The following is a 13,064-nucleotide window of genomic DNA, read 5'->3' as shown; positions in this document are numbered from 1 at the left end:
CCGCGCGGGAGCGGGCCGCCTGGTGGGTCGCGGTGTCCGCCGTGATTCCGGGATCTCGAGGGCAACCGCGCCGCTGCGGGCGGGCAAGGTCGGCGATGGGCGCAGGTCTGGCCCTTTTCGTTCCGGTTGCCGGCTGTCGAATCCCGCGCCCACTCAGCGGTCGATCGTGATCTGCCAGGCGGGCAGGTCGGGACGGCTTTTCTGCCTGGCTTGGACGCCGAGGAACTCGGCCAGCCACTTGTTCTGCTGGATCACTGCGCCGCCAAGGCCGGCCGCTGGTTTGCCGCGCCAGTCGATCGTCGCCGCCGGTGTGGGCTGTCCGCCATGCTGGCTCACGACCTGACGCTCGCCGCTCGACCGACCCGCAGCGAGCGCGGCGCTGGCGAGCACCCGCAGCGAAGCGGGCCTGCCCGGGCCGCTGGCCGGGAAATCCGGCGCTGTCGTCGAGCGCGCCGCGAAGCGCTGCTTACCCCGGTCGCCCGGGCCACCTTGGCCCTCATCGACCGCCAGCCGATCGGCATCAATGGCCGGCGCGCAGTCGGTGAACGGTATCGACGCCACGGTGACGCCTCGGCCGTCGATTGCCAGAGCAGCCAGATCGAGATCGCCGCGATCGCGTATGGATGGTGCATGGCCGGCGCGCCAGGCGGAAAAAGCCAGCGGCGGCGGCGTCCGCCCCGGTTGATCGTTCACCGGCGTAACCGTCAGGCGGATGGTCGCCGTAGCCGTCAGCGCACCGTCGGCGACGCTGAAGGTGAAACCGTCGGCGCCGCTGTAGCGCGGTTGCGGGACGTAGCGCCAGGTGCCGTCGGCGTTCCGCGCGACCGTCCCGTGGCCCGGATCGCCGACCTTCAGCGTCAGCGTATCGCCATCGACGTCGCCGACCAGCGCCGCCAGGTCGATGTCGATCCGGCCGCCGGCGGGCAGCGTCAGGCGCGCATCGCGTGCCACCGGCGCGTCGTTGACCGGCAGCACCGTGATCGCCAGAGTGGCTGACGTGCTGGCGCGAGCCTGATTAGCCTGCTCGATGGCCGTCGCGACGACCGTCAGCGCGAAGCGGCCGTTCGCATCGGGCGGTGGCGTGAACCACAGCTGTTCGAGATTCCAGCCCGTGATCCGCACGCCGGCCGCGCTCGCCTCCTCGTTCCCACCCGCGTTGCCGGTGGCCGTGAACCGGTGCACGCCGTCGCTCAGCGTCGCCGCCGGCGGCAAGCCTTCAATGAATATCTCGAGTGCCTCCGAGCCGTCGGCATCCAGGAGACCGCCGCGGATCGCCGGCAGGCGGATGGCGGTATCTTCGAAACCGGTACCGGCCGGCAGCGCTTCACGGAGCGTGATGTCGTCGATCATCAGGCCGCGGCCCCTGCCCGGATAGCGCGCCGGCTCGGCGGCGATGCGCAGCGTCTGCGGACCGCCGCGACCGACGAACTGGAAGCTGCGGGTCTGCCAGGCAAGTCCGTCCAGCGGACTGGTGCTGGCCTCCGAACCGATCGGCTGGCCATCGACGGCGATCCCGACGCGCGCGAAGTCGGCGCTGTAGCCCGGCTCGCCGGCCAGGTCGAGCGACACGGTGTAGGTCGCCCCGGCGACGGTGTCTATGCTGCGCTCGATCGCCTGGGTCGGGTGCAGGCTGCCGCCCGCGTAGGCCAGTTCAAGCCAGTTCCGGCCATTGCCGGCAGCCGCCGACAGCGTTCGCCACTTGCCCTGGAAATTGAGCAGGAGGTCGCCGCTACTCCAGACCTCGAAGCCACCATCGGCACTGGCTGGCGGCCGGTTGACCAGCCGCCAGCCTTCGAGCTGGTCCTGCTTGACCACGGTCGAAGCGCCGTCCGCGTTCGCAACGCTCTCCCAGCCGGTGCGGAAGACTTCGCGCGCCGCGCCCGCGCGGTCGATCAGCGCCAGCGTCGGTGCATCGGCCAGGGGCGAGACGATCAGCCGCACCGTGGCCACGCCAGAACGCGCCAGACCATCGTCGACGAGGTAGCCAAAGGCGTCTTCGCAGCTCCAGTCGGCGTCCGGCGTGTAGATCACGCGCTGCTCGGCGTCGCGCGTGAGGGTGCCGTGCGCGGGCGGGTGGTCGACGATCAGCGCCAGCGCATCGCCGTCGGCGTCACGGTCGTTGTCCAGCAGGTCGAGGACGATGTGACCGTCCTCGGCAAGCGTCGCGGTATCGTCGGCAGCGACCGGCGCATCGTTCACCGCGTTGATCGTGATCCGCAGCAGGCTCGCGGTCTGCAGCTCGCCGTCGCTGACCGTCCAGAGAAAGCTGTCCTCGCCGCAAAAGTCGGCCACCGGACGGTAGGTGATGGTACCGTCGGCGTTGCCGACCAGCGTGCCGTGCCGCGGGCTCGCGGTCGCGACGCTCAACGCGTCGCCATCGACATTGCTGGCCCCGTCCAGAAGGTCGAGCGTGACCTCGCTGTCTTCATCGAGCGTGACGCTGCGCGCGACGATGGTGGGAGCGTCGTTGACCGGGGTGACGGTGAGGCTGACAACGGCGACGTTGGAATCGACGCCATTGCCACGCAGGCGGTACGTGAAACGATCGTCGCCATGCCAGTCGGCCTGGGGACGGTAGGTGAAGCTGCCGTCGGCGGTGACCGTGACTTCGCCGTGCATCGGCGCGTCGACCAGCACCGGCGAGACGCCGGGCTGGCTGGCGCCAGGGTCGTTGCCCGTCAGGTCGAGGGTGATCGGCGTGTCTTCGGCGGTCGTCGCCTCGTCGTCGCGGGCTTCCCGCACGGCGCCGCCGAGCCGGAGCTGACTGATCGTGACCTGGCTGCTGGTGGCAGCGGCGCCCCGTCCGAAGCCAATCAGGTCGAAGGACAGGTTTGCCACCGTGCCGGCGGCAACGCCGGCCAGGTCGATGAGGACGCTGCGGCTACCGTCCGGGTTGCCAACGATCGTGACGCCCGCCGCCAGGTGCTCGCTGCCGTCGGCCTGCAGGTTGAGGATTGCGTCACTGTCGGCCAGACCGGTGCCAGGCAGCAGCGAGCGGCCGCTGCTGGCGTCGATGAGGGCGACTTCGAAGGCGTCGTCGGGGGCGCCATCGATATCATCGAGGGCGATGCCGCTCAAGTTGAAAGCCAGGAAGCGATCGTTGGCGCCGATCACGAAAGCCTGATTGAGCCGGGTCTGTGTCGCGGCGCTTTCCTTCAGGGTGGCGCTGTCCCCGACGAAGAGGACTTCGCCGGTGGTGGTCCAGCCGCTGCCGTTGGTGAAGGTCGGGTTCTCCAGCGTCAGGTTGGCGGCGGTGTCGAACTGGCTGCGGCCAGGACGCTGGCTGCCGGCACTCGAATCGGCCGGCTCCGAGGGCCGGATGCGGCTGCTGTGCGAGCTTCCCAGGCTGCGGCTCAGCGGCAGCGGTGCGCCGGGTGGGGTGAACGGGTCGTAGGGCAGCGGTGCCGAGTCGGCGCCGAAGAGCAGCCCACGCAGGGCGGCGAGTTCGCTGGAAGAGGGCAGCCGGCGGACGCCGGGAAGGAGCGTCGACGCCATCAGGTCGTGGCTGTCGGCGGTGTGCTCCAGTCCAACGACGTGGCCGTACTCGTGCAGCAGGACGGTGCGCAGGTCCACCCTGCCTTCGGCGCCGCCACCCGGCCTGGCGATCCACTCCAGGGGATTGCTGGTGGGAAGGAATTCCGCGTTGTCGGCGGGGGTGGGGTCGATGAACCAGCCGTGGCCGGCGGCGGTGGGGGAGAGGGTGATGGTAAAGTTGCGGCCTTCGCTAAATGCCTCCCCTAAGGCGGCATGTGCAAGTTCACTGCGTACCAGGGCGACATTATCATATTCTGCGATCATAGCGTCCGCGTGGGACACTGGCAGCACGGCGTAGATTGGCGGTTGCCCATCGACAGATACTTCTCTTAGATTTGCGTTGTCGCTTGGTGACGAAATCCGATAATAGAGATGTTCCCTAGGACATTTTATTAGCATGTCTGCCGGAACATTATCGACACTGTCGGCGACGTACATGGTAAAGACGACCTTAAATCGCTTGCCGTTAGCTTGTACCTCGAAAGTTATCTGATCTTTTCCTCGATAATCAACATTCGGAAAGTAGTGATGGTTGCCGCCGGTCGGGTACGATTCGTGCGGGTCGAGCTCAAGGATGCCGTGCTTGGGTGGATTTAGTACTCTCACTTGCACATCAGTAAGACGCTGGCCTGGTCGGAGCCTTAGGAACTGGGCAACAGGGCTTAGAACCGGAATCCCATTGATCGCAGAATCAAGTGGGGCTCCTGGCTCCGCAAACCGACACTGTCCTAGGACTGCGTCGTAATTCCCAAGCGGCGCTACTTGCGCCACCAGAACGGAAAAGTCACGGCTTTCGTAGAGCGGTTGAATATCCATCGGAACCATTGTGCTCTCCTCTACGGACGGTTTTGCCGAAACAGACGAAGCGATTAAAGACGAGGAATTACTGATTTTCGCAAGCCTTGGGGCGTGGAGGTCCACGTGGAAGTGATGATGGTGCGGTGAAACTTGGAGCCTTCGCCAGCCACTCAGCCCAAGCAAGTCGAGGATTTCGCCCATTCGAAGATGCTGCGCTTCACCGGGCCCACTTCCTCCGACGATAACTCGCTGGATCAGGCTGCCGGTCAACGCCCCATCGCCGAAGAGAGCACTACGAACCCGTTCCCCATTGCGAGCGGGCAGGGAATCCACGCCAAAGCTGGACGGAAGTGGATCCTGTCTCGTCACCGAATATAGTGCTAGGAAGTTGCGCAGGGCGTTGCCCATGAAGTCGTTCCCATGAACCGGATCGAGCTCATTTTTTAGTTGCTCAGCTAATTCCAAGGCAGCGACATTGCTCCAGGCGAAGTCGTTGTTCTTCGCTGGAATGGGCGCTGTCAGAGTTCCAATGGTGATTGTCGCCGGGAATTCGGCCGCTTGGCTACTCATGAAATACCCATCCAGATAGGGCTTGACGGAAAGATCAAAGCTCATTCCCAGCCAGTGGGCACTATGTTTGCCCGGGTTGCCTCCATTTCCATCAATTCCAGCGGTGAATCGGGATCCGGTAGTTGTCAAGCCCGCCAGGTATCGCGGATCAGCGTATTCTTGAGCCCGCATCAAGTCGCGCATCCAACTGACACCATAGGTCTCTTTCTTTGAGTCGCCATTTTGCCATCGGGGTAGGCTGTAGCTCGTTTGCTGTGTGTTCCCCCGGTATTCCATCTGCCCGCCAATATCCATCCAGTGCGGCGCGTTGTACGCGCTTAGCCACTCGATGGATGTTCCGCTGGTGTTGTCGCCGGGGATGATCGGCCCATCAATGGGCGCGATCGCCCCGTCGGCGCCGTTGAAATCGCCGGTGTACTTGTTGTTGCCAACCGCCTTCGGGTCCGGCTTTCCATTGCTCACTGTTCCGTCCTTCGAATAACCAGGTTCGCCCGGCACGCGGAAGCGAATGATTTTTTCGAACAGCTTGAGGGCAGCTTTTTCGTCCCCGTCGAATCTTCCATCAACGGTGTAGTCCTTGATGTTGGTGCCTGAGCCTTTCTGATAGGCAGGGAACCCAAGATACCGCAATCTCTGCTCCACCCGCCACACATCGAGTGGTTGGTTGGTGTTCTCTGCGCCAGCACCGACGGAACTTTCCAGCGCGAACGCGTGATACCCCGGATTGTTCAGCGGCCGATCGCCAAAGAAGACCGTGTCGGGCGCTTTCTGGTAGTCGACCACGCGCAGTTTCAGTGACAGGGCCTTTTCCGGGTCTTTCCGGTCGAATCCCTTGATCGTAATCGAGATGTCGCCAGCAGGCAGGTCTCTGCCCATCCGGAGGCGATTGACGTCAATGATCGGCGCCAGGAAGATGACGCCGCTTTGGCTGAGCGTCTTCTTGCCCTGGTCGGTGTTTACCGCCTGCAGCCCCTTGTAGGTCGGTGCGGTAGCGGCTGCCACCGAAGCCAGTCCGTCCTCGCGTTCGGCGGTGAGCAGGAAGCCCTTGGCATCCTTGACGACTTGCGCCGCGCCGCTGGCCTCGATGTTGTCCCAATTGACGAGGAGATCCGCGTCCTTCAACCCGGCGAGGGTGTTGGCGTACTGATCGCGGATCAGCTTGAAGAGGTCTACCCGGACGATGTCGCCGTAGTTCAACACGGGTACCTGGTGGTCAGGGTCGGGCTCGATGCTCGTCTTCAGGAAGTGGCCGCCATCGACTGGCGTCGTGAATTCCACCGCATCCGGATTCAGGAAGGTGCTGGTGGCCATCCCGTACACCCAGCCGGAAGTCAGCTGCTGGCTGTTCGCGAGATCATGCTTGCTGGGCGTGACGACCTGGCTGGTGACGCCATTGACGCGCTCACGATCGATCGGAAGCGGCTTCGTCGATGCCTGCCTGGCGAGCGAATTCCTTTCTGCGGCGGCAAGCAGTTGCTCCAGATCCCAGACCAGCATCCCGCTTGCTGGCGGCGCTTCGCCGATCGTCGGCCAGTAGCGGATGTCGGCCCACAGCGTCCGGCCGGCGCCGGTCACCTGCAGACGAGAAAAGTTGGCGTCGATGATCGGCGACGTCGCACCCAGGTATTCCGGATGGGCGCCGAAGGGGTCCTTGACGATGCCGATTTTGCCTCCCATCTGTCGGGCGCCGTTCTGCGGGTCGTCAAGGCCGTACAGTGGATCGACAAAGTCGAAAAAGTAGTCGGCAACGAGCGCGTAGTCGATGCCGTTGTGGGCGACGACGGCCGCGGGCGACTGCGCCCGCTGGATGTTCAGCTGATAGCTCCCGTCCAGGCGGCTGATCCCGGGCAGCGTACCCGACATCGCGACCTGCCTGAACACCGCTGCGCCATTGAACTGGCCGGTATCGCGCAAGTCGACGGTCACCGTCGCCAGTCCGGCATTCTGGTCGAGGGCGTCGCTCAGCAGCAGGCGGAGCGTGTTGCCCTGGATTCCCGCAGACGAAATGAACTGCGGTGCCTTGCCTTGCTGCGCGGGAAAATCGACCGGCAGGAAGGCGCCGGCGCCGGTTGCCGCGAGGTGGCCATGCTGTTCAAGCAGTTGGTCGAGGTCGAGGATGAAGACCTTGCCACTCTCCGGCTGGCCGCGTCCGGTGGCAACGCCTGCGCTGTGCCTGGGGGCGGTCACCGCGAGATACGAATGCACACCATGGCTGATCGCCAGGTCGAGGTAGCCGTAGGGTGCGTTGGACCCGCTCGCTGCGGCAGGCAGGTCGATTTGCTCGATCGCCAGGAAGTCGGCAGCGGTTTCGTCGATGTTCACCCGCAACAGGCGATGGCCGCCCGGCCTGTAGTGGCCGCCTTCGGCGACATACAGCGACTGTCCGGAGACCGCGAGGCTGCTGACGTTGGCGGTGCCGACGCTGAAGGTCGCGGCCAGGTTCAGGGTTGCGGTATCGATTACATGGATCTCGCCGCCCGTCCCGGCAACGAACATCAGGCGGTTATCCAGGCTGAAGGCGATCTGGTCGGTCTTGCTGCCGTTGACCCTCGCCGGATTGCCGCTGGCATCCTGGTAGCCGATTTCCTTGAGCAGCTGGCCGTTCCTGAAAATCCGGATGGCCTGGTCTTGGGTGACGACGCTGAAGTCGGTCTGGCCTTCGACGGTGACGCTGGCGGGGTCGCCGTCGGCCAGCCAGCGGGTCGCGCCGGGAACCGCCGGGTCGAGGGTTTGCAGCAGGCGTTGAACGGTCACCCGGTGCAGACCCATCGCCAAGCGCTCGGGAAGGTCGAGGTCCAGCGTCATGCTGGTGGCGCCGGCGGCCAGGGGTTCGACGTCGAGCAGCCGCTGCCACAGGCGCATGCCGTCGCGGCGGGTCGGCTGCTGGTCGCTCCAGAGTTCGGAGCCGGCATTGCCGTCCTGGTCTACGGTCAGCGCCTCCGGCGAGAGCCAGACCCTGAGCGCCGCTGGCTGCGCTGGGATGCCGGCAGCCGTCCCGGGCTGGATCTGGTCCAGCGTCAGCCGGAGCTTGCCCGAGGCCAGCATCTGGACAGCGGTGATCGTCGGCGACCCATTGCTGGCGCTTCCCGACCCACCGGCCGGCGGTGACGCGATGCTCAGCGTGAGCTCGCCGTTGGCGCTGCTCTTCTGTAGCGGCAGGACCTGGTACACGCCGCCGAAGTCCATGCTGATGGCGAACAGTTCGGACAAGCCGGCGAGGGTTCCGATCAGCCCGGTCGCGGTGCCGACGCCGGACAGGCCGCTTTCGGCGAAGCCCGCGGACATCGCCATGGCCAGCGAATTCATCGTCAGGGCGAAGACGTTGAGCCCCGAGCCCTGCACCTTTACCGCGCCGGTCTGGCTGTTGACGGTGGTCTTGACGCAAAGCAGGTCGCCGGAGGCATTGACGCCGCTGTAGGGTGGGCTGGCGGTGCCGGCGACAAGCTTGCCGTGCGCATCGAGCCCGACGAAGCCGTTGTCGACGATCCACCATTTGTCCTGCAGCACGCCGTTGAGGTCCGGCGCCGTGCCGCGCCGCAGAAAGAGGATCTCGTCGCCGACCGCGACATCGGTATCGTCCTGCAGCGGGATCGCCAGCTGGACGGGGCGTGTGCTGGGGCGCTCACCGAGATTGAGGCGGAACGCCGCGAGGGTCTGCAGGAGCGCCGGTTCCGGCACAGGCATTCCCGTTTCGCTGGCGAGGTTCGCCAGATCGATCCGCCGGATGCTGACCACCGTGTCCGCCGCCAGCGCTCCGGCGCCGATCATCACCGTTTCGCCGCTTGCGGCCTGCACGACGCCGCCTTCGTCGGCGGCGACGGTGATCCCTGCCGGGGTGGCGGTGGCCGGGTCGTCGTCGGTGACCTGGGCGGCTTGCACGTTGAGCCGGATGTCGGTCTGGCCGATGATCTGCTGGCTGACGCTGCCGAAGTCGTCGACGATGCTCGCCAGATGGACGACCGCGATCGTCACCTGGCCGGCCTGCACGGCGGTAACCAGTCCGTCTGCACTGACGCTGGCGATGCTGGCGTCCGAGACCAGGTAGCGGGTACCGCTATACACCGCCGGGGTGGCCGGGATCAGCAGTTCGACGGTCTCGCCGGTGTCCGGGTCGGTGTAGCTTTCCAGCACTTCCGGCGTGCCGGCGAAGGCCGTCTGGCTGGCGCTGTGGATGTCGATCGGCTGCTCGCGGTATGGATCGATCAGGTGCACCTTCAACTGTCGCGTGTCGCCCGGTACCAGGGTGAGCGTTCCCGGGTAGACGTCGGGCTCGACGGTCGGCACTTCGTCGCCGGCGGCATCGCTTTCGTCGTCGCTGGCATCCGGGTCGACGGGCAGGGCCGCGGCGTGGATATTGGTCGCCGCCACCGCCTGGATCAGGCGCCCGTCGGTGTCGAGGCGCGTGACGACGAGCAGTGCCGGTCCTGCGCCGCTGGCCTGGACGAGGTCGCGCGAATCGTCCACCTGCAAGGGCGTTGGCGAGGTTCCACCCAGCGCGCCGAGCGCGGCGGCGCTGACCGTGAGATAGGCGGCATCGGTGATGACCACACCTTTTTCGTCCGCGAAGTCGGCAGTGGCCTGGAGGCGGGCGAACTGGCCGGTGCTCAGCGCCGGCAGTTGCGCGAGGTGCAGTTGCAGCAGCCTGGCGCTGCTGACGTCGATCCTGAGTTCGATCGGGGCGCCGGCAGTGAAGCCATCGTCGGCCTGTACGGTGACCGTGGCTTCGCCGGTATGGCCCGTTGCCGGGGTGAAAACGATGCTTTGGCCGTCGGCGCCCAGTCTGGCGCCGCCGTGCGTGCTGCCGAGGATGCGCCAGAACAGGCCGTCGCCTTCGCGGTCCTCGGCAATTTGGTCGAGCGCGCCGCGGCTGGCAAGTCCGGCGTGGGTGGTGAGCGGAGCGAGGTCGGTGTTGGCGAGGGGCGCCTGATTGGCGCGAAAACCGGTATTGGCGTAGAGGATCTGGCGGTCGGCGCTGCCGATCTGACCGTCGCCGTTGAGGTCGGCCAGGCCATCGTTGGCGGCCTCGGATTGCTGCCACGCCTGGCTGTCGATGGCGTCGACCAGACCGTCACGATTGAGGTCGCCAGCCAGGCTGATCCGTAGCTGCGCCGGGCCGGTGCCGCTCAGGCGAATCAGCTTGACGCCGGCTTCGCTGACCCGCAGCAGCCGGGTCACCTGGCCGTTCACCATCGCCGTGCCGACGATCTGCGCGCCGACGACTTCCACCTCGGCGTCGGCCGGAAGCGTCGTCTCCAGCGCCAGGATCACCGCTCCCCGGGCACCGGGGGCAGGGACCGTCGATGCCATTTCGCTCTCGCGAACGGCGAATGCCAGATTGACCCGGTCGGCAGGCCGCTTGCCGGCGAGCGTGCCGCTCCAGGCGTTGGCCGTGCCGCCGCCCCAGTTGGTCACCGCGCCGAGGTTTGCGGCGAGTGGTTCGCCGACCGGTTGGCCGTCGGCAGTGTAGGCGATCGGCGTGCCCAGATCGGCGGCGTCGAGCTGGCGGACCAGGATCAGCCGGCCGGCGCCGTCGTAACGGTAGGCGATCGCCGTGGCGCCGCTGCCGGCGTGGCCCGGGCCGTTGCCCGCGCCTTGCTCGGGCGCGGTGACGCGGACGATGCGACCGGAGCTGTCGCGCAGGAAGTCGATGCGTTCGCCGGGGCCGCCGCCGACCGCCGCGATGCCGGCGTCCGAAACCAGCCAGGTCTGGCCATCGGCGAAGCGCACGCTGCCGATCGCTCCCTGCGCGTCAAGCGCGTAGCGCGTGCCGTCGGGCGCGCTCAGCGTGTAGGCCGCAGGCACCCAAGGCAGACCGCGGACCTGTTCGTAGAGGCGGTCGCCCTGACGCTGCAGACTGTCCGGCGTCGAGTGGTCTTCTGTGGCATGGGCCTGCAGCGTCCAGCCCCGGTCGGCAGTGAACCGGGGGTGCCAGAGCTGCGGTGCGCCCGCATCGCTGCCCAGGCGCTCGTTTTGCGTCGACAAGGTGAAGGAAAGGTTCGTCAGGCCGGCGCTGGCGTCGGCGAGGTCGGCGGGGACGCTCAGCCAGACCCGCGCGCCTTCCGACCACGCGGCCGTGGCGCCACTCGCCAGCGTCGCCGGCTGGTCGCTGGTGAGCCGGGTGGCGAGCAGCGGCAGCGTCCAGTTGCCGAAGTCGCCGTCGAGCTTCGGGTCGAGCGCCGTGCCGCCTTCCGCTTCGCGCCACTGGCGAGCAAGCGCCAGGGTGTGGCCGGCCAGGGTGACGCTGGCGTCGGTTTGCAGCTGGCTGACGAAGGTCTTGTCGGCCGTCTCGATGAGCACCCTGGCGGCGATCTCGCTGCTGCGGCCGGCGACGTCCCAGGCGGCCAGGCGCAGCCGGTAAATGCCGTTGTCGAAGCGGCGGGGATCGAGATCGGGCAGGGCGAGGGCCTGCGCGATCGGGCTGGCCGCCGCGTTGGTCTGGGCCTCGGCGAGCGTTTGCCAGGAGCCGCTGACGGCCGGCGCCATTTGCAGGCGCCAGCCCAGCAGTTGCGCTTCGGTCAGTTGCGCGGCGACGGCGGTGGTAGCCCGTAGCATGCGCGGCTGGCTGTCGGCGCTGGCGCCGGTCAGCGCCCCGCTCCAGGTGAGCAGCGGGGCGGTAGTGTCGGCCGGATCCTTGACGCGTAGCGTTTCGACGCGGCGGCTGACGAAGCCGTCGCGGTCGGTGGCCGTGACGCGCAGTTCGATCAGGCCCGGCTGCGTCGGCAGCAGCTTGACCCGTCCTGCGGCGTCGAGCGCCAGGCTTTGCCAGTCGCTGCCCTGGCTGTCGCGCATTTCTGCCACGACGCTGGCGATGCCGCTCCAGGCATCGGCACGGACGCTGACCAGCACGCTCTGGCCGGGGACGGCCGGTGCGCTCGGGGTAGTCGACACCAGGATCTTCGGCGCGTTGGCGGTCGCGTCGGCGACCACCCGCAGGTTGAAGGCCGCCGAGGTCGTGGCGTTACGCGGCCGGCCGTCGCTGACCCAGGCGGTCACCGTGTAGTCGCCAAGCTGGCCGGGGCCGGGGGTCCAGTCGAGGCGCTGCTGCTGCGCGTCGTAGCTGGCGCCCGCGGGCAGGCCGCTGAAGCTGATGGCGAGCGCGGCGGTCTGGCTTGCCCCGTCGGGGTCCGAAACAGCGATGCCATTGCTCGCGCCGCCGAAGACCACCGGGATGCTCAGGCTGTCGCCGATGACGACCGCGTGGTTGCTGGCGCTGATCCGGGGTCGGCGGTTGACGTCGAACACCCGCGCCTGCACGGTCAGCGTCGCCGGCACGTTGGCGCCGGGGTGCCCGTCGGTGGCGCGGAAGGTGAAACCGTACGGCTGGTCGTCGGCGCTGCGGTTGTCGACGACGCTCTGGTCCGGCGTCCACTCGAAGCGGCCGCTGGCAGCGTTGAAAGAGACGCCGGCCGGGGTGTTCTGGTCATGGACCAGGCTTAGTTGCACGGCGTCGCGGTCGGGGTCGGCGGCGACGAGCGTGAAGGCCAGCGTTTCGCCTTCGTCGATCAGCTGCAGCGGCATCGGCAGGATACGCGGCGCCTGGTTGACGTTGGCCACGGTGATCTCGACCAGCCGGCTGAACTCGGCCATGCCGTCACTGGCGGTGAGCGTCAGCCGCCACAGTCCGGGTGTCTGGCTCGGGTCGTTGCCGTCCTGGGCGGCGAATGCGTCGGGCGTCCAGGTCAGAACGGCGCGATTGCCATCGGCGGTGAACAGCATGCCGCGCGGCAGGCCGGCGACTCGCCAGTCGAGCAGGTCGGCGTCGCTGTCGTGCGCGAAGACCTCGAATTCGAGCGGATCGCCTTCGCTGGCGGCGATGCGCAAGGCGCCGCCGCCGGCGGCGGTGGCGACTGGCTGGCCGTTGACCAGGACGCCGAGCACTTCCGGAGCGGCGTTGTCGGCGCGAACGACGATGCGCAGTGTGTGCCGCGTCTCGTTGGGCAGCGGCTGTTCGGGATTGCTGAAGCCGGCGCCCTGCGGCGGCAGGCCGCTGTCGGTGACGATCAGTTCGACATCGCGGCTGCCGAGGTCGTCGGCGGTCGGCGTCCAGCGCAGCGTGGCGTGCCCGTACTGCGTTCCCGGGATCAACTCGGCGCCGAGCGGCAGGCCGCTGGTGGTCCAGTCCAGCGGGTCCTGATCGAGATCGCTGGCGATCACCGCCACCC

At 67.3% G+C, this 13,064-nt stretch carries 1 protein-coding gene (cut by a window edge); it reads right to left on the bottom strand.

Translation table 11 applies throughout. The features are described 5' to 3' along the window. Positions 1-153: 153 nt before the first annotated feature. A protein-coding gene (locus tag Q1L50_RS12135) for a CARDB domain-containing protein (RefSeq protein ID WP_300339115.1) crosses the window boundary here: on the bottom strand, positions 154-13,064 show its end. 25,663 nt of this gene lie beyond the right edge of the window; 12,911 of the gene's 38,574 nt are visible here — the last part of the coding sequence; the start codon falls outside the window, past its right edge — the gene reads right to left on this strand; its stop codon occupies positions 154-156.

This window comes from Accumulibacter sp. (assembly GCF_029255145.1).
In the GTDB taxonomy this organism is placed as follows: domain Bacteria; phylum Pseudomonadota; class Gammaproteobacteria; order Burkholderiales; family Rhodocyclaceae; genus Accumulibacter.
Note: the sequence above shows the minus strand (reverse complement) of the source record. Positions and strands in the feature narration are given on the sequence as shown.